Below are 19,754 nucleotides of genomic sequence, written 5' to 3' on the forward strand. Positions count from 1 at the left end.
TTTGGAGTTTATTTCAAAATGAAAATGCATGGAGGGAATGTATCTCAGCTCACTAGAACACGATGCATGCGGGATTGGATTCATCGCTAATATCAAGGGTAATCGGGATTACAAAACAGTAGATGATGCTATTCTGATGCTTGAAAATATGGAGCATCGGGGAGGTGTGGGTGCCGAGCCTGAAACCGGAGATGGTGCCGGAATAATGACTGAGATTCCTTACGATCTCTTCGATCAGGAGCTATCCAGACATAAAGCTAAACTCACCCCGAGATCTTACGGTGTAGGTATGCTCTTTCTGCCAAAACCACAATGGGAAGAGTGCCTTGATGAATTCAATTCGGTCGCCAAATCATTCGGTTTTGAGGTCTTTGCCAAGAGGTCTGTTCCGGTTGATAGCATGCATGTTGGTCCTTCTGCGCGGGACAATGAGCCCATCATTATTCAACTTTTTTTGAAGCACGGAGAGCTGGCTGAACGAGATTTGGAGAGAAAACTTTACGTGCTCAGCAAATATGCAACTCACCAACTAACTCCCAATTACGACGAGTTTTACATATCCTCTCTCTCCTGCTACAAAATTGTTTACAAAGGTCAGCTAAGAACAGACCAGCTAAAAAAATACTATCTGGATCTTCAAAATGAAGATTTCAAGTCATCCTTTGCAATCATCCATTCAAGGTTCTCCACCAATACTTTTCCGAAATGGAGTCTGGCTCAACCTTTCAGGTACGTAGCTCATAATGGAGAAATAAATACCATCAGAGGGAATGTAAATAAGATGAAAAGCAAAGAAGCATTGCTTGAATCTCCGTATTTCACAAAAGAAGAAATTGAACACTTGCTACCCATTTGTAACCCAGCATTCTCAGATTCAGCCAATCTGGATGAGTTGATTGAGCTCCTGGTTATGGCAGGCAGGTCTCTCCCTCATGCTTTAATGATGCTGGTTCCGGAAACCTGGCAGTACAACCAAAGCATGGATGAAAAGACCAAAGCTTTTTACAAATACAATGCTTCTATAATGGAGCCTTGGGATGGCCCGGCAGCATTGTGTTTCACAGATGGTGAAATAATAGGAGCCACTCTCGATCGAAACGGCTTAAGGCCATGTAGGTATACAATCACATACGATAACAGGCTCATTGTTTCCAGCGAAACAGGTGCACTCCCAATCGACCAAAAGTTGGTCAAACAAAAAGGAAGGCTACAGCCCGGAAAAATGATCATCGCCGATCTTGAGAATCAGCAGGTTCGGTTTGATCAGGAGATCAAAGAAGAAATATCAAGATCTAAACCATATACTGACTGGATCAAAAAGCATCGAATCAAATTGCGATTTCTACCGGGTCCATTTTCAGACATTCCTTTTTTACCGGCAAATAAATATCAATCCTATCTTCAGGGAAATGGCTGGACCAAAGAGCTGGTGGATCGCATTCTGATGCCCATGTGCCAGGAAGGAAAAGAGCCCATCGGAAGTATGGGTTTGGAAATCCCAATTGCTGCTCTAAGCAAACTTCCACAACACCCTTCCAATTATTTGAAGCAGTTTTTTGCCCAGGTTAGTAACCCACCAATAGACCCGATCAGGGAGCGACTGGTCATGTCCCTTTTTACGAGACTAGGAAAAGGCAACAACATTTTAACTGAAGAGCCTTCGCATTGTCATCAAATTCATATCACACGACCAATCCTCCGGCCCCAGACTTATCAAAAAGTGTTGGAACTGGAAAACCAGGGATTTAATCATCGGATTCTTGATTGCACATTTTCTATTTCCGAAACGTTGGAAGATGGAATAAATAAGCTGTGCCAAGCCGCTGAGGAAGCTGCCCGGGAAGAAATAAAGATTCTGATTATTTCTGATGAAAATATTTTAGAAGATCGATTGCCAATTCCGTCATTGATGGCTACCGGGGCTATCCAGCATCATTTAATTGATAAGAAACTCCGATCGCACACCAGTCTGATTGTTCATGCAGCGGATGCTGTAGAAGTGCATCATTTTGCTACACTGATTGGATATGGTGCCAGCGCGGTAATGCCCTATCTCAGTTTTAACCTCATAAAAGAGCAGGCGGAAAAAAAACAACTTGATTTTGACACGCTTTCCGACAATTACGCGGAAGCCATAGGTAAGGGATTGCTTAAAATCATGTCCAAAATGGGTATTTCAACGCTACAATCCTACCAGGCAGCTCAGATCTTTGAGGCAATTGGTTTGTCAGATGAAGTCATCAATAAATGTTTCAAGGGTACCATCTCACGAATTGGAGGGAGCTCCTTTGCTCAGTTTGAAGAAAATATCCGAGATAATCATGCAAAAGCTTTTCAGCAACACTCTGACCTGCCTCATGGTGGAGTTTATAGTTGGCGAAGAGATGAGGAGCGTCACCTGATTGATCCGGAAACAGTTCATCTGCTACAAAAAGCAACAAAGCTGAAAAATTATGAGCTTTATAAAACCTATGCTTCCCGAATCAATCAACCTGAGGATCCTTTCTACATCAGGCATTTGCTCGATTTTAAATTCAAGGATTCCATCCCAATCGATTCGGTAGAGCCAGTCGAAAACATACTTAAACGATTTGCCACAGGCGCCATGTCCTTCGGCTCCATTTCTCATGAAGCACATACTACACTCGCCATTGCGATGAACCGCATTGGAGGGAAAAGCAACAGCGGTGAAGGAGGAGAAGATGTAAGTCGGTTTAAGCCAAAAGAGAATGGAGATTCGGAGAAATCAAGAATTAAGCAAGTGGCCTCCGGTCGATTTGGGGTAACCTCATACTACCTCAATAATGCGGACGAAATTCAAATTAAAATCGCGCAGGGTGCCAAGCCAGGTGAAGGCGGTCAGCTCCCCGGTCACAAAGTAAATGAGTGGATCGGTAGAGTGCGAATGTCAACTCCTGGAGTAGACCTGATCTCACCTCCGCCACACCATGATATTTATTCCATTGAAGATCTGGCGCAGCTCATTTTCGATTTAAAAAATGCCAATCCAAACGCCCGTATTAATGTGAAGCTTGTTTCACAAGCAGGAGTAGGCACTATAGCTGCGGGTGTAGCCAAGGGTTTCGCTGATGCGATTCTCATTTCCGGAGCAGATGGAGGAACAGGGGCATCTCCTTTGAGTTCGATCCGGCATGCGGGTCTACCATGGGAAATGGGGCTTTCGGAAGCCCAGCAGACGCTTGTCAAAAATCGCCTCAGAAGTCGGGTGGTACTACAATCAGATGGAAAAATGATGACAGGTCGGGACATTGCTATTGCCACCCTACTTGGTGCAGAGGAATGGGGTGTTTCCACTGCGGCGTTAATAGCAGAAGGATGTATTATGATGCGTAAATGTCATCTTAACACTTGCCCTGTAGGGATTGCCACTCAGAAAGAAGAATTGCGAAAGTTGTTTTCCGGTGACCCGGAACATGTGATCAACTTGTTCCACTTCATGGCTCAGGAACTTCGTGAAATCATGGCAGAGCTTGGATTTAAGACCATTAATGAGATGGTTGGCCAGAGTAATAGACTTGCTATTAAGGATCAGGACTTAAATGGATTGGATCTCTCTAAAGTGCTTCACTTTGAGCAGACAAGAGATACCCGCTACAACTCACGCAAACAGCAAGATCTTCTATCAGATGCCCTGGATTATAAGGTTTGGGATGACATTAAAGATGAGGTGAGAAGTGCATTTGTAGCTGCGTATGATTACCCGATCAAGAATACGGATCGATCAACGGGTGCCATTCTTTCCAGCATCATTTCCAAAGAATATGGTGAGCATGGGCTTTCAAAAAGCCTGGTAAAACCCAAGTTCAAAGGATCTGCTGGTCAGAGTTTTGGTGCTTTCCTTGCCAGAGGATTAAAGTTTACCCTGGAAGGAGATGCGAATGATTACGTAGGAAAAGGTCTCTCCGGAGGACGAATCATCATCCACCCTCAAAGAAATGTTCGCTTCCACGCAAGAGAAAACACACTCATAGGAAACGTAGCATTATATGGAGCTACAAGTGGTGAGTGTTACATCAATGGCATTGCCGGTGAGCGATTCGCAGTACGAAATTCCGGTGCACGAGCTGTGGTAGAAGGTGTTGGTGATCATGGATGTGAATACATGACCGGAGGAACAGTGCTAATCCTTGGTGAGACAGGGAAGAATTTTGCTGCGGGCATGAGTGGTGGCATTGCTTATGTACTTGATACAGCTAACAAACTAAGGGAGCGCTGCAACATGGAAATGGTGGTTTTCGACACGCTGGAGCCGTCGGATATTCAGCATATTCGATGGCTGATTATCAATCACATCCGACATACAGCAAGTAGCCTGGCACAGGAAATCCTGCTGGATTGGGAGCGTCACCTCAACCACATTGTTAAAGTGATTCCTGTGAAATACAAGGACATTTTGGATAAGGAGAAATCAAAAATTCCAATGACACCCGTTTATTAATTAAGCAGTATGGGAAAACCAACAGGATTTTTAGAATATACCCGAGAGCTTCCTCCAAAGGAGGATGTTCAAGCCCGGGTAAAATCTTACACCGAATTCGAACACACTTTTCCGGAGGATAAAACCAAGGAACAGGCCGCTCGTTGCATGGATTGTGGTGTGCCGTTTTGCCATTCAGGTTGCCCACTTGGTAACAAAATACCGGACTTTAATGATGCTGTCTACAATCAGGAGTGGGAAGAAGCATGGCAAATACTCAAGTCCACAAACAATTTTCCTGAGTTTACCGGAAGAATCTGTCCAGCCCCCTGTGAAGGCTCCTGTGTATTGGGAATTAATCAGCCCCCTGTTACCATCGAGCATATTGAAAAATCCATAGCTGAAAAAGGATTTGAATTGGGTCTGGAAAAAGTAAGAAAACCATCTACTTCCACGGGTAAGAAAGTTGCGATAGTAGGTTCTGGCCCGGCCGGGTTGGCAGCAGCCGATCAATTAAATCAAGCGGGACACTCAGTCACTGTTTTCGAGCGGGACGAGGATGTTGGAGGATTGTTGCGATATGGGATTCCGGATTTTAAGTTGGAGAAGCAGGTTGTAGAACGCCGGGTATCTATTTTGGAAAAAGAAGGGATCACCTTTAAAACAAAGGTGAATGTTGGTTTTGTCATTACCGCCAAAGAATTGGATAAGTCTTTTGATGCGATCGTACTATGTGGTGGGAGCACCATTCCCAGAGATTTAGGTATCCCGGGAAGAAATCTTAAAGGGGTTCATTTCGCGATGGAATTTCTCACACAACAAAACAGAGAGGTAGCCACCGGTCAATCAACGAAGAATAAAATTTCTGCTGAAGGTAAAGACGTGGTGGTCATAGGTGGTGGTGATACAGGATCTGATTGTGTTGGCACGAGCAACCGACAAGGGGCTAAATCCATTACCCAAATAGAGATCATGGATAAACCTCCGCTGGAACGCCCGGAGGACAACCCCTGGCCTGAGTGGCCTATGGTGCTCCGGACATCAACATCCCATGAGGAAGGGTGCGATCGCAAATGGGCGATCATGACTAAGGAATTCGTGGGTAAGAAAGGTCAGCTTACGGGACTAAAAGTGGTTGAGGTCTCTTTTGAAAATGGTAAAATGAAGGAGCGACCAGGATCGGAACAGATCATTCCGGCACAGCTGGCACTCATTGCGGCAGGATTTGTTCACCCGCAAAAGGAGGGTTTACTTTCTCAGCTTGAATTGGAGCTCGACTCGCGTGGAAATGTCTCCACCAAAAACTTTCAATCCAGCAGCAAAAAAGTATTTGCCGCCGGGGATATGCGCAGAGGTCAATCACTCGTTGTTTGGGCGATTGCCGAAGGGCGAAAGGCTGCAGAAGCGGTGTGCAAATTTTTAAATGCATAAAAAAACCCCTTTCGGGGTTTCTTTTAGGTTAGGTCAGTAACCATTTCTCTTTCTATGGTGATATGCTGTTCGCCATGATATCCAATATCCATTCCTTCCAACTCAAGGTCCTTTGTGATCCTGGCACCTTTTGTAAAGAGTGATACAATTTTATAAACAACAAATGTCCCAACTGCGGAATACACGATGGTAGCACCTACAGATTTTAATTGTATCAATAGCTGACCTGGATTACCATAAAGTGCACCAACTCCCGAAGGGTCAATCGCCGGATTAGCCAATACTCCTGTGAGTAATGCACCAGCGATTCCTACCAGACCATGCATACCAAATGCATCTAACGTATCATCATGACCGAAATATGCTTTAAGTTTTACAACTCCCAGGTAGCCTACAACACTGCTGATAATTCCTATCACAAGTGCACCGGGAACGCCTACAAATCCTGCAGCTGGTGTAATACCAACCAACCCGCATATAGCCCCGGATGCCACACCAATCAGGGTTGGTTTTTTGATAATTACCATTTCTATAATCAGCCATACAACCCCAGCGGTACATGCAGCAATATTGGTCACCATGAGCGCATTTGCCGCTAGAAAATTTGCTCCATAAGCACTGCCTCCGTTAAAGCCGAACCAACCAAACCAAAGAAGAGCTGATCCTAAAATCATAAATTTTATGGAAGAGGGTTTCCGTTCTTCATGCAGATTCATTCTTCTGCCAACTAAAAGTGCAAGTACCAATCCAGAGACTCCTGCGTTGATATGAATTACCGCTCCCCCGGCAAAATCCAGGTCTCCGTGAAGAAACCCTTCAGAACCCCACACCCAATGGCAGATTGGTGCATATACTACTACTATCCATAAAATAGCAAACCATATCCATGACGAGAACCGGATACGTTCAATGACCGATCCACTTACAATCGCCACCGCAATAGCCGCGAATGTTCCCTGAAATGCCACATCCAATATTTTTGGAATATTCGCTCCATCGACAATATCTGTTATAGCAATATTTTTAAGCAAAACGTAATCCAGTCCACCTATGAAACCATTGCCATCGGCAAATGAGAGTGAGTAGCCAATGATCACCCATACCAGCGTGCCGATCAGGAAGGAAACATAGCTCATTCCCACGGTATTTAGCACACTTTTATGTTGAGTAAGCCCTCCGTAGAAGAGTGCCAGTCCAGCTGGTGTCATCAACATTACCAATGCAGTTGCCATTAACATCCAGGCTGTATTACCTGTATCAACAGCCCCATCCTGGGCAAAACTTAGCATTGGAAGTAAAAGAATGATTAAAAAAGCTGGTAATTTCTTCTTGAATTGGCAATTCATAGCAAAACTGGATTAAAATTAAACTATAAAAGTACCTATTTACTGAAATAATTATAAATACAGATATGAATTAATCCTTTTTTTAGCAAATTTTTGCAAATCGATCATTCGATGGATTAAAATCCATCCACTTTTTCAAAAAGTGGTGTCTTTTTATAAACGATATTGAAATTTTCGCAAAGGTTTTTAGTAAAAGGCTATTTAATACCTTTTAGACCCATTACTTCTCTGGGGTTCAGATGACGAAATTTACCTCTGGGTAGGTTTTTTTTGGTCAATGAAGCAAACATGACTCGATCAAGTTTTTTTACTTCGTAACCTAAACTCTCAAAAATTCTTCTCACTATTCGATTACGACCAATGTGGATTTCAAGCCCAAGTGTTCTATTGTCATCTCCAAGCACTGCCATTTCATTAACTTCCGCTTTACCATCATCCAATTCAACACCATTTAATATCGAGTCAAAATCCGAATTAGTAATCGGTTTGTTCAGCTCTACTTGATAGATTTTTTTTACTTTATGTGAAGGGTGAGTGAGCTTTTTTGCAGTTTCTCCATCATTGGTAAACAATAGCAAGCCTGTTGTTTCTTTATCTAATCTCCCAACAGGATAAATTCTTTCTTCACATGCTTTTTCAACAAGTTCCATAACAGTCCTTTTAGCATGTGGATCTTTCGTGGTTGTAACAAAGCCTCTAGGCTTATTAAGAAGTACGTATTGGTGTGTCTCAGACTTAAGTTTCTTTCCCTTATACTCTACAATGTCGGTTTTCTTGACTTTATAGCCCATTTCAGAGACTACCTTGCCATTAACTTTAATTCTCCCCTCAGCTATGAGATTATCTGCATCACGTCTTGAACACACCCCTGCATTAGCTATAAATCGATTCAGCCGAATTTCAGCAGGTTTTTGTATCTCCTTCTTGTTGGGTCTTTTCATACAGCTATCGCTTTGCTGCTTCTATTCTCTTTCTTCACCAATTGTATTCTCTTCTTCGCTCGTAAAGTCTTTGGGAGTTGGGAGCTCTTTTAGGTCATTGATACCAAAATAATCCATGAACTTTTGGCTGGTCCCATAAAGTATAGGCCTTCCTACACCTTCAGATTTACCTTTGATCTCAACTAATTCTTTTTCCAGAAGTTTTTGAATGGAGTAATCACAATTAACTCCTCTAATTTGTTCTGCTTCGCTCTTCGTAATAGGTTGCTTATAAGCGATTATAGAGAGGGTTTCTAATGCAGAATTAGAAAGTCGTTTTTTGGATTGTTGTTTAAGCAAAATTCCAATACTGGCTTGATAGGATGGCTTGGTTAGAAACTGGTAGCCACCCCCTGATTTAACCAATTCCATCGCAAAATCATCGCTTTTAAACTTTTCTTCAATTACCTGAAGACCAGCTGTAATGTCATCTTGTGGAACATCAGCATCAAACATCTCTTTAAGGCAATCCTGTATATCATCTTCTGTAATCGGTTTTGGAGAACAGAAAACCAATGCTTGAATGTGATTAGCTAGATAATCCATTAAGACTGTCTATTCAGCTTCGCATCGATACTTTGCGTAGTATGCGGAACAGCCATTAAACGTTCCTTTGAAATCAGCTTGCCTGTATCAACACATATACCATATGTGCCATTTTTAATACGTACGAGTGCATTTTCAAGATTATTAATGAATTTTTGCTGTCTTCCTGCTAACTGGCTTAGCTGTTCCTTTTCAGCAGTATCGGCTCCATCTTCCAATGTTTTCACTGAAGAAAAATTATCTCCGCTATCATCCGAATCTCTGGTGAGAGATGATTTCAAAGTATTCAATTCTTCTTTAGCTTTTTCTAATTTTTGAAGAATTAGCTCTTCAAACTCTTTAAGCTCCTCGTCCGAATATCTAGTTTTTTCGCTCATAACAGGTGAGTTTTAAAGTAATAACAACGTAAAATCAAGCGAAAATACTGAGCTTACAGCACAAAAAATAATGAGATAAATCCTAAAATGGATTTGACATTAAAAATCTCGCCCTACAACCACCGTTTCCTTGATAACCTCAGAATTGCCGCTACTATCATATATCTCAAAAATGATAAGATAGTAACCCATGCGAGCCATGCTTCCATTATTGGTATCTCCATCCCACCTTAAAAAGCCGGTTGTTGATAGTAAAACACCCTGAGCAAGGTTCTTGACTAGCCTTCCAGACTGGTCATAAATAGTCACATTTGCAAATTGACCGGGTGATTCGAGCTCATAATTAATGGTTGTGAAGTCTCTTCCAGACCCAGCATTGCCTGGAATAAACACCTCCGGAATTGCTGATATTTTTCCTGCCGGAGATTCGTTTACATTTTGCTGGGAGTTTTCATATCCAGGTGTAGCGAACCCTTCCGTGCTTGCAGCTGATCTCCAATTATTCTCATCATTGGATTGATCAAAGGATATTCTTTCAAGTGAAACTCCATCTACACTTTCCAGTAGGTTATAATGATAGTCTTCTGAATAAATGAATGACTCAACCAGTGATTCCACTTCGTTCAAAATAGCAACACTTCCTTCAGTATTTGGAAAAGAAGGAAGTGACATTACTTCTATAAAATTCGAAAATTGACTCTTAGGATAATTGTTAAACAATAGTTCAGCATCTGTTGTGAATACCATATACTGTCCAGGATCTATTACAAGCTCCTCCAATGAAATCACTTTCGGATTATCAGCTATTCCCTCATCATCTAGGTTAGACAAGTACCAATTTTTCAGACTGATGAATTTTTCTGAAGAATTATACACTTCAACAAAGTCCACTCCATTAGAGCGTGGATTGAACAATATCTCGCTTAATTTGATATCCCCTTCACCAGCTTCAGCGGGTATAGTAAAATCGAAGCTTGTTTCAATTGATGAATTGCCTGAGCAATCAGAAATATTTGAAAGAACTATCGTGTATTGCGTATTCTTAATTAACGCTTCAGCAAAGTTTACAATTATTGAATTAGGTTTAGAATAATCGAATTGAATACTTTCTAGAGATGCATCAGGACTAAAATCTATTTCTACCGATGAATTAGTTGAAGGAATTATCTTCTCATTAAAGTTGATGAGAATAGCGTCCGGATCAAGAACAAAAACCTCATTTATCTCAGGAGGAAAATTATCGGGAAAACTATCTGAAATAGAATTTTCCTTCCCTGGAGTACCTCCTGAACTATCTCGAGAACTACCCCAATTATTTTCTTCCAAACATGGATTTGAAAGGTCTTTCATTTCCAGTGAGTACCCTCCAGAGGCTTTGTTTTCATCGTGCCAATCTGGGTCGTATGTCACTGAAAAAATCAGATTAGAAGAGGTGGTCAGAACTAGTTGTTCACCACTATTATTTAATGATGGGAAATTAGGAACTGCAATAACATTTACATCAAAATCAGCTGCTCCTGAAGTCGTTGTGAGCAGGTAAAATTCACCTGGATTTATTGTTCTTGCAGGAACATTCGCACTTTCTGTTGCATCAGATAGGATCAAACTTTCTGTACTAAGTATATCATTAGTGTTGTTGTAGATTTCAATGAATTCTCTATTTGGAAGCACAATTTGTGGTTCAGGATCAAACATTATTTCAGTTATAATTAATTCATTAAATGAAGGGGTTCTACCCGTTCCAAAAATGATGGTGGATTCCTGTATTTGATTGCCGGAGCAGTCGGTTATATCTGATATTGTTAATTCATAAATGACTCCTGGTGAAGGTGAATTTGTAAATGAAATCATTACAGATTTTGAAAATCGATCTACTACAACCAAATCATTGATTGTCAATCCATTGTTTACAGTGAATGATCCATTCAGCAAACTCAATGAATCCATAACCTCTGAAAAATGTATCTCTAGGGTTGAATCGAAATTATAAGATTGAACCGATGGAGGAGTCACATCTACTGAATTATCAAAAATTGAGTTTTGTTCTCCTGGTGTGCCACCAGCAGGATCTATTGATTCTGAATAACTATCAAATGATAAACATGGATCGTTTGGATTGATTAGCTCAGCAGAAACTCCAGAAACGCTTCCTTCATAAGATATTGAATAAACGATCATCCCTGTGCTGTCGCGAAGTAAAATTTGATCTTCATCATTCGAAAGATTCATGCTTGGGACAGAAATCACATTTTGGTATGTAGCATATTTTTCTAGGTTGGAATCATCCAACAATAGCAAAAACTGGTTAGGCTTCAGAACATACGGATTTAAGACAGCTCCATCGAGTGTCCATTTTTGTAAATCGATATTCTTAGATGATCGATTATATAGTTCTATAAACTCACCCTCAGGTAATCCAACTGAGGGAATCGGATCTGCCAAAAACTCATTGATTACCACATCATTCACATCGGCTGTTTCTGTCTCGATGTATTCAAAGTCTATCGTCACATTGCTGGCTGCATTACCAGATAGATCTTCTACGCCATTGACTGTTAAAGTTCTGATTTCCCCTGAAGGAAGGGTGCTCACGGTCAGGTGCACCAATTGATTGTTGCTCGCATCTAATGTAGCTGTGCTTATCGTTATCCCTCCATCAATACTGTAGTTGCCTATGGTTTCCGATGAAGTCTCTTCCAATGGCTCATCAAAGGTCACATCCAGTTCTGTTGAGGAGATCACACTAATCGAACTTATCGATGGTGGAGTTGTATCAGGGGTGTCATCAAATATCGAGTTTTGTTCTCCAGGAGTGCCTCCGTCTGGATCTGTACTAGTGCCGTAATTGTTGGCAGAGTAATCAGGACCATTCGGATTAATAAGTTCTGTTGAGACGCCACTTAATAAAGATGTGTAGGCCGTCTCATGGATAAGGATCGATGTTGCATTGCTCAGGATGATGCTGTCACCACTGTTGTTTAACGATGGGAAGTTGTTGATTTCCAGCACATCTCCATAGGTAGTAAAAAGTGATCCATTGTCTGTTTCTGTCAGGATCAAAAAGGAATCCGGACGAAGGATGTAACTCCCAAAAGCAGCTGAGCTACCCGCTGCATCACTCAACGTCCAACCACTCAGTTCGATGAACTTATTGGAACGATTGTAGACCTCCACATACTCTGCATTGGGTATTGTGCCTGTTGAACTTGGTGCTGCCAAAAACTCGTTGATTACCACATCATTCACATCGGCTGTTTCTGTCTCGATGTATTCAAAGTCTATCGTCACATTGCTGGCTGCATTACCAGATAGATCTTCTACGCCATTGACTGTTAAAGTTCTGATTTCCCCTGAAGGAAGGGTGCTCACGGTCAGGTGCACCAATTGATTGTTGCTCGCATCTAATGTAGCTGTGCTTATCGTTATCCCTCCATCAATACTGTAGTTGCCTATGGTTTCCGATGAAGTCTCTTCCAATGGCTCATCAAAGGTCACATCCAGTTCTGTTGAGGAGATCACACTAATCGAACTTATCGATGGTGGAGTTGTATCAGGGGTGTCATCAAATATCGAGTTTTGTTCTCCAGGAGTGCCTCCGTCTGGATCTGTACTAGTGCCGTAATTGTTGGCAGAGTAATCAGGACCATTCGGATTAATAAGTTCTGTTGAGACGCCACTTAATAAAGATGTGTAGGCCGTCTCATGGATAAGGATCGATGTTGCATTGCTCAGGATGATGCTGTCACCACTGTTGTTTAACGATGGGAAGTTGTTGATTTCCAGCACATCTCCATAGGTAGTAAACAGTGATCCATTGTCTGTTTCTGTCAGGATCAAAAAGGAATCCGGACGAAGGATGTAACTCCCAAAAGCAGCTGAGCTACCCGCTGCATCACTCAACGTCCAACCACTCAGTTCGATGAACTTATCGGAACGATTGTAGACCTCCACATACTCTGCATTGGGTATTGTGCCTGTTGAACTTGGTGCTGCCAAAAACTCATTGATCACCACATCATTCAACTCTGCGGTTTCTGTATCGATGTATTCAAAGTCTATTGTGGCATTGCTTGCTGCATTACCAGATAGATCTTCTACGCCATTGACTGTTAAAGTTCTGATTTCCCCTGAAGGAAGGGTGCTCACGGTCAGGTGCACCAATTGATTGTTGCTCGCATCTAATGTAGCTGTGCTTATCGTTATCCCTCCATCAATACTGTAGTTGCCTATGGTTTCCGATGAAGTCTCTTCCAATGGCTCATCAAAGGTCACATCCAGTTCTGTTGAGGAGATCACACTAATCGAACTTATCGATGGTGGAGTTGTATCAGGGGTGTCATCAAATATCGAGTTTTGTTCTCCAGGAGTGCCTCCGTCTGGATCTGTACTAGTGCCGTAATTGTTGGCAGAGTAATCAGGACCATTCGGATTAATAAGTTCTGTTGAGACGCCACTTAATAAAGATGTGTAGGCCGTCTCATGGATAAGGATCGATGTTGCATTGCTCAGGATGATGCTGTCACCACTGTTGTTTAACGATGGGAAGTTGTTGATTTCCAGCACATCTCCATAGGTAGTAAAAAGTGATCCATTGTCTGTTTCTGTCAGGATCAAAAAGGAATCCGGACGAAGGATGTAACTCCCAAAAGCAGCTGAGCTACCCGCTGCATCACTCAACGTCCAGCCATTCAGTTCGATGAACTTATTGGAACGATTGTAGACCTCCACATACTCTGCATTGGGTATTGTGCCTGTTGAACTTGGTGCTGCCAAAAACTCGTTGATTACCACATCATTCAACTCTGCTGTTTCTGTCTCGATGTATTCAAAATCTATTGTCGCATTGTTTACTGCATTACCAGAAAGATCTTCTACGCCATTGACTATTAAAGTTCTGATTTCTCCTGACGGAAGGGTGCTCACGGTCAGGTGCACCAATTGATTGTTGCTCGCATCTAATGTAGCTGTGCTTATCGTTATCCCTCCATCAATACTGTAGTTGCCTATGGTTTCCGATGAAGTCTCTTCCAATGGCTCATCAAAGGTCACATCCAGTTCTGTTGAGGAGATCACACTAATCGAACTTATGGATGGTGGAGTTGTATCTGGGGTGTCATCAAATATCGAGTTTTGTTCTCCAGGGGTACCTCCATCTGGATCCGTACTAGTGCCGTAATTGTTGGCTGAGTAATCAGGACCATTCGGATTAATCAGTTCTGTTGAGACGCCACTTGATGAAGATATATAGGCCGTCTCATGGATGAGAATCGATGTTGCATTCTTCAGGATGATGCTGTCACCACTGTTGTTTAACGATGGGAAGTTGCTTACCTCTAAAACATCTCCATAAGTCTCGAATAAAGGTCCATTTCCAGAAGCCGTTAGAATTAGGTAATCGCCAGGTTGTAATGTATCTAAATTGAATGTTGAGGAAGATCCAGTCTGATCACTTATTTGCCAGTTTTCAAGGCTTATATACTTGTTAGATCGATTATACAATTCAACAAATTCCTCATTTGGGAGCAAACCCAATGCATTTGGAGCAGCAAGGAATTCATTAATAACAATATCATTGAGAATTGCGCTTTCCAGCACCAGGTATTCAAAGCTTTGCTGACTATTGCCGACGATGGTATTTCCATTTACATCCTCAACACCATTTATTGTCAAAGTATAGGATGTGCCATTGGGCAATGGATCTACAGTCAAATGAACCAGTGAATTGTCAGCTCCATCCCGACTTGCGCCAATTATGGATATACCACCATCGAGTGAATAATTTGATATGGATTCAGATGTAACCTGATCTACATCTTCGTTGAATTGTACATCTATCTGGGTATTTGAAATAGGGGTAACCAATTGTATTACCGGTGGTTCCGTATCTGCAATTGGGGTAGTAGTTATCGAGAAATCATCAAAAAAGAAATCATCAAAACGAGTGGACGTGTGCTGTACATAAAACCCGAAAAAATTCCCAGTAGTAAATTCAGTGTCTGAAGTACTTCCTATTGTAGCAAATGAATTCCCACCAGTAGGATCTGCTTCCAATGTCCATCCTCCAACAGCGGTTCTTGTCACCCGAACATGAATATCTATGCCGGAACCAACAAGATCATTGTTATCATTAATAATTGCTGTGCTACTACCAGTTTTAAATAGGTCAATGCCATCAGTTGATCCAGACTCACCAATCCCTAAATAATACCCGGATGGACTTGTTGATATTTCTTCAATATCACTAATGAGGAATATTTCAATCCTATTGCTACCACTCGGACCGCCTCCCGTGTATCGGGCTTTAAAAGTCCAGATCACATCATTATTAGCAAAATCAATCCCTAAGTTGGTAGCCAAATAAATATCGCCGCTTGCGGCAGGCCCATTTGATTGTACTTCTCCACTTGCAATAATAAAATCAGCCCCACCGGAAGTTTGAGAAGCTGTCCAAGCTAATGGGGTGCCATCAGTAAAATCTCCATCACTAAAATCATCAATTACTTGACTGGTAGATTCAATGGAAATAGCAATGAAGATAACCATCAAAACACTTCGTATAGAATAACGAATACTCACAGGTTAAATGTAGTAGTTTTGCTTCAGAAACATTACTTTGATTGTTTAAGGAATTATGAAAATAGCAGTTGTTGGAGCTAGCGGTTTAGTAGGGCAAAAAATGCTCCAAATCATGGCAGAAAGGAATTTCCCAATAGATGAGCTTATACCTGTTGCATCAGAAAGATCTATTGGCAAACAGATTCCGTACCTTGATAAGCAGTATACAATCGTATCCATGGAAGATGCCATTGCTGCTAAACCAGACATAGCTCTATTCTCTGCTGGGGGATCTGTTTCTTTGGAAAATGCACCAAAATTTGCAGAGGCTGGAACGGTAGTTATTGATAATTCCTCGGCCTGGCGAATGGATGCTGGTAAAAAGCTGATTGTTCCTGAAGTTAATGGGAACACTCTTCGAATCGATGATCGAATCATTGCCAACCCTAATTGCTCTACTATCCAAATGGTTGTTGCATTGAAGCCTTTGCATGATGCATTTAAAATCAATCGAGTAGTGGTCTCCACCTATCAATCTGTCACTGGTTCAGGTAAAGGCGCAGTAGATCAGTTGGAGGGAGAACGATCAGGAACCAATGTAGAGATGGTTTATCCTTACAAAATTGACATGAATGCATTACCTCATATAGACGTATTTCAGGAAAACGGCTATACGAAAGAGGAAATGAAGATGATCAATGAGACAATGAAGATTATGGGAGATGACACGATTAAAGTGACTGCTACATGCGTCCGTATTCCTACAGTTGGTGGACACTCAGAATCAATCAATGTAGCATTTGAAACTGAATTTTCTTTGGAGCAGGTTTATTCCATTCTTGAAAAAGCCCCAGGGGTAACTATAGTAGACAATCCGTCAAATAATGAGTACCCTATGCCATTAACTGCGCATGATAAGGATGATGTTTTTGTTGGACGAATCAGAAGAGATGAAACTCAACCTAAGACCTTAAATATGTGGGTAGTTTCTGATAATCTTAGAAAAGGAGCAGCAACGAATGCTATTCAAATAGCTGAGTACATGATTGAGAATAGTTTGGTTTATTGATCCAAAATGAATTCAGCTATAGATTTTCTATCTCAAAAGTTTGTAAAAAAATTCATTCAAGAAAATACATACACAGATCCACGTAAGTTGATCTTGAATCCACCATCCGATTTTAAAAACCAGATCAGAATAGTTGCTAATCAGATATTAGCTAGGCAAAAAGCAAAGGGTAAACTTGATTCATGGTGCAGCAATTTTGATTTAATAATGCCTCCTCCCCTTTCAATTGAGCAAGCCTCCTCAGATGCAACATGTGGTTACAAGAAAAAACTAGTTAAAGGACACACTCTCGTCGATCTCACAGGAGGTATGGGGATTGATTGTTTAGCATTAAGTGAATCTTTTGAAAACACCATATATGTTGAAAAGGAAAAAGAATTATGTGAAGTATTTGCTCACAATGTATCGATACTCAAAAGAGATATTACAATAGTAAATAAGTATGCTTCTGACTTCTTAGAATCTACCGAACTAGATTACGAAAACACAACCATATATCTCGACCCTGCAAGAAGGGATGATGTAAAAAATCGGGTGTTTAGAATTGAGGATTGTACACCTAATCTTATCGAATTGCTTCCCAGGTTAGATAGGGCTAATGCTGTAGTCATAAAATTTTCTCCATTGCTTGATATTCAAGACATTCTCAGCAAAATCTCTCAAATAAAAGAAGTACACGTCGTGTCTGTGAAAAATGATTGTAAAGAGGTTCTTATTCTTATAAACAAGAATGTAAAATCAAAGCCAATTATTCACTGCACAAATCTAGAAACTTCACAGCTTGACTATTCATTCACTAATGAGGAAGAACATTCATCTCAAACAATTTGCGGCGGTCTAGAATCCATTCTTTACGAGCCTAACACTGCTATCATGAAAGCAGGCCCGTTCGATAAAATATCCTCAGATTTCAAGCTGAAAAAATTAAATAGAAATACTCATTTATATACATCTGAAAAGCTCCTTGATTTCTTCCCAGGAAAGGTATTTAAAGTCATAGAGCATGTAACCAAAAAATCAATTTCTAAGTATGCTCCTTATCATAAAATCAATGTGATTTCTCGCAATTATCCAATGAAAGCAAATGACATTAAGAAAAAATGGAAGCTCAATGATGGAGGAAATTTTTATTTAATAGCATTTAGAGATAAAGATGAAAAGCCACAAACAATCGTAGCTAATCGGATTGATCTTTGAGAATAATTCTAAACACAGATCCCTTATTAAGTACGCTTTCCACCTCGATATCTCCACCAAGCCCTTTTACAAAGTCACTACATAGTGCTAGACCGAGACCGTTTCCTTGTTCACCAGCAGTTCCTTCCTTACTATCCAGTCCTCCGGTAAATAATTTCTCTTGCATTTCTTTTGACATGCCAATGCCTTCATCTATAACTTCAATTATTTTGGTCTTTGGCCCATTTACACAGTTAATTTCAACTATTGAATTAGGGGTTGAATACTTTATTGCATTTACAATCAGGTTTCTTAAGAGTATTCGTAAAATTCCTTTATTAGATAATATGATAAATCCAAATGCGGAATCGTATTTGAGAGTTATGCTTTTTTCAACCAATCGTTCTCTTAATTCATTATTTAATCCTTCGACTACCTCATAAACTGACAGGTTTTCCTTATCCAGATTCTCGCCCTCCATCTGACCTTCCGCCCACATAAATATGTTATTCAAAAGGTTCATAAGATTGGATGTTTTTTCTTTCACAACAGGCAGAAGAGGTTCAATCTCTTCTTTGCTAATGAGTTTCTCGTTAAACATCTCAATAACTGATGAAACAGATTGAATCGGCGACTTTAGATCGTGGGAGACTATTGCAAAGATTTTTGATTTGAACTTGTTTAGATCTTCAAGTTTTCTTTTTCTGATACCCAATTCTCTAACAACCATTACAATGATTGCAATTAAAATCGCTGCTATTACTAAAGCAACAACAAGGCCTTTTATTATTAGCTGTTGTTGCTCGGCCAGTTGTTTGTTAAGTTCATTCCTTGATTCCAGCACTCTCATCCTAAAAAGACGCTGGTAGTAGGATAAAAGCTCAAGTTCATTTATCGTAAATATACTCTGGACACTGTCCAAATATTGCTCATGAAGTAGTTCCTTTTCATAAGCTTCTTTAAAGTTTCCCAATGCTCCATAACACCTTGACAGTGTTTTGCTGGTGATATAAATAAGCTCTTTCACTCCACTTTCCATTGCCATATCAAAGGCTAAATCTGCATGTTTAAATGCCTTCTTGAAGTTACCCGTGTTTCTATCTAATTCTGCTTGAAGCTGATTTGCTCTAATGATACCTCTTTTACTGTCATACTCGTTAGCATTTTTAAAAGTCAATTGCAGTAATGAATCTGCTTCAATCATGCTACCCATTTTATATTGAAGCTCAGCCTGATTGAAATAATAGATAGAATGAAGGTGCTCAAATTTTAATCCCAGATACTTAGATGCTTCTTCTAAATAATATTTAGCTGAATCGTAATAACTAAGGTCTAAAAATGCTTTTCCAATATTATTATTAATTGCGAATAATCTAAACGTGTCTTTTTTGGATTTTTGAATGGATAACTCTGACTTATAGTATCCGATGGCATCAAGGTCCAGACCTGAAGCAGCATAAACATTTCCAATATTACCTAAGTTTTTAGCGATTACCTCTTCAAAGTTGTTGAGTTCTGAAATCTGCAATGATTCTTGTATTTTTTCTAATGCCTCCAACTGATTTCCCAAAGACCATTGTGCACTTCCTATTCGATTCAGTGCAATAGCAATAAGAGAATCGTTCTTAGCATTTAATGCCAGCTCGTGTGCTTTAGCAGCCAACTCAAGGCTACTTTGAGGTTGATCGTAAATAAGTGAATCACATAGTTTAATCAGCCCCGCAATTTCAGCTGTAGGGTTAGGAACTTGTGCTCGTAGAGTACCCGTGGAGCATACAAGTAATATGACCAAAAAGTGAATGGTGAGTTTCACAGAGAGAAGATAAGAGCTTTTTG

At 40.6% G+C, this 19,754-nt stretch carries 10 protein-coding genes; 4 read left to right on the forward strand and 6 right to left on the reverse strand.

Annotated elements, in window-relative coordinates:
* The first annotated feature begins 28 nt into the window (after window positions 1-28).
* Together gltB and ACOMC3_RS15795 are read left to right on the forward strand one after the other, a co-directional pair.
* Complete coding sequence (gltB, locus tag ACOMC3_RS15790) at window positions 29-4,459, forward strand: glutamate synthase large subunit (RefSeq protein WP_420316850.1); 4,431 nt, start codon at window positions 29-31, stop codon at window positions 4,457-4,459.
* A 9-nt stretch (window positions 4,460-4,468) separates the two neighbouring features.
* A complete protein-coding gene (locus ACOMC3_RS15795) occupies window positions 4,469-5,869 on the forward strand; it encodes a glutamate synthase subunit beta (RefSeq protein ID WP_420316851.1) in 1,401 nt (466 codons plus the stop codon).
* 23 nt (window positions 5,870-5,892) lie between these two features.
* Here the strand turns inward: ACOMC3_RS15795 and ACOMC3_RS15800 are convergent, their stop codons facing one another.
* From ACOMC3_RS15800 to ACOMC3_RS15820, 5 genes are all read right to left on the reverse strand, one after another.
* Entirely contained in the window at window positions 5,893-7,215 is a 1,323-nt protein-coding gene (locus ACOMC3_RS15800) for an ammonium transporter (RefSeq protein WP_420316852.1), read from the reverse strand.
* 197 nt (window positions 7,216-7,412) lie between these two features.
* Complete coding sequence (locus ACOMC3_RS15805; protein WP_420316853.1) at window positions 7,413-8,156, reverse strand: pseudouridine synthase; 744 nt, start codon at window positions 8,154-8,156, stop codon at window positions 7,413-7,415.
* 21 nt (window positions 8,157-8,177) lie between these two features.
* Window positions 8,178-8,741, reverse strand: coding sequence for an SMC-Scp complex subunit ScpB (gene scpB / locus ACOMC3_RS15810; protein ID WP_420316854.1), 564 nt, complete (start codon window positions 8,739-8,741; stop codon window positions 8,178-8,180).
* Entirely contained in the window at window positions 8,741-9,118 is a 378-nt protein-coding gene (locus tag ACOMC3_RS15815) for a TraR/DksA family transcriptional regulator (RefSeq protein ID WP_420316855.1), read from the reverse strand. The genes scpB and ACOMC3_RS15815 overlap by 1 nt, the downstream gene beginning before the upstream one ends.
* Before the next feature lie 99 nt (window positions 9,119-9,217).
* Window positions 9,218-15,661 (reverse strand): lamin tail domain-containing protein, encoded by a 6,444-nt coding sequence (locus ACOMC3_RS15820; RefSeq protein WP_420316856.1) that lies wholly within the window; start codon window positions 15,659-15,661, stop codon window positions 9,218-9,220.
* Window positions 15,662-15,749: 88 nt separating this feature from the next.
* On the opposite strand from ACOMC3_RS15820, the gene ACOMC3_RS15825 reads away from it, so the two are divergent.
* Window positions 15,750-16,742, forward strand: a complete 993-nt coding sequence (locus tag ACOMC3_RS15825) for an aspartate-semialdehyde dehydrogenase (protein WP_420316857.1) — start codon at window positions 15,750-15,752, stop codon at window positions 16,740-16,742.
* A 6-nt stretch (window positions 16,743-16,748) separates the two neighbouring features.
* Window positions 16,749-17,939, forward strand: a complete 1,191-nt coding sequence (locus ACOMC3_RS15830; protein ID WP_420316858.1) for a THUMP-like domain-containing protein — start codon at window positions 16,749-16,751, stop codon at window positions 17,937-17,939.
* On the opposite strand, the gene ACOMC3_RS15835 is transcribed toward ACOMC3_RS15830, so the two are convergent.
* A complete protein-coding gene (locus ACOMC3_RS15835; protein WP_420316859.1) occupies window positions 17,920-19,731 on the reverse strand; it encodes a tetratricopeptide repeat-containing sensor histidine kinase in 1,812 nt (603 codons plus the stop codon). The two genes, ACOMC3_RS15830 and ACOMC3_RS15835, sit on opposite strands and share 20 nt — an antisense overlap.
* Between the last annotated feature and the right edge of the window lie 23 nt (window positions 19,732-19,754).

Origin of the sequence: Ekhidna sp. (genome assembly GCF_965212185.1) — a bacterium.
In the GTDB taxonomy this organism is placed as follows: domain Bacteria; phylum Bacteroidota; class Bacteroidia; order Cytophagales; family Cyclobacteriaceae; genus Ekhidna.

Bases quoted from the DNA above. Each gene is read 5' to 3' on its own strand.
- gltB (WP_420316850.1), top strand. From the start codon at position 29: ATGGAGGGAATGTATCTCAGCTCACTAGAACACGATGCATGCGGGATT.
- ACOMC3_RS15795 (WP_420316851.1), top strand. From the start codon at position 4,469: ATGGGAAAACCAACAGGATTTTTAGAATATACCCGAGAGCTTCCTCCA.
- ACOMC3_RS15800 (WP_420316852.1), bottom strand. From the start codon at position 7,215: ATGAATTGCCAATTCAAGAAGAAATTACCAGCTTTTTTAATCATTCTT.
- ACOMC3_RS15805 (WP_420316853.1), bottom strand. From the start codon at position 8,156: ATGAAAAGACCCAACAAGAAGGAGATACAAAAACCTGCTGAAATTCGG.
- scpB (WP_420316854.1), bottom strand. From the start codon at position 8,741: ATGGATTATCTAGCTAATCACATTCAAGCATTGGTTTTCTGTTCTCCA.
- ACOMC3_RS15815 (WP_420316855.1), bottom strand. From the start codon at position 9,118: ATGAGCGAAAAAACTAGATATTCGGACGAGGAGCTTAAAGAGTTTGAA.
- ACOMC3_RS15820 (WP_420316856.1), bottom strand. From the start codon at position 15,661: ATGGTTATCTTCATTGCTATTTCCATTGAATCTACCAGTCAAGTAATT.
- ACOMC3_RS15825 (WP_420316857.1), top strand. From the start codon at position 15,750: ATGAAAATAGCAGTTGTTGGAGCTAGCGGTTTAGTAGGGCAAAAAATG.
- ACOMC3_RS15830 (WP_420316858.1), top strand. From the start codon at position 16,749: ATGAATTCAGCTATAGATTTTCTATCTCAAAAGTTTGTAAAAAAATTC.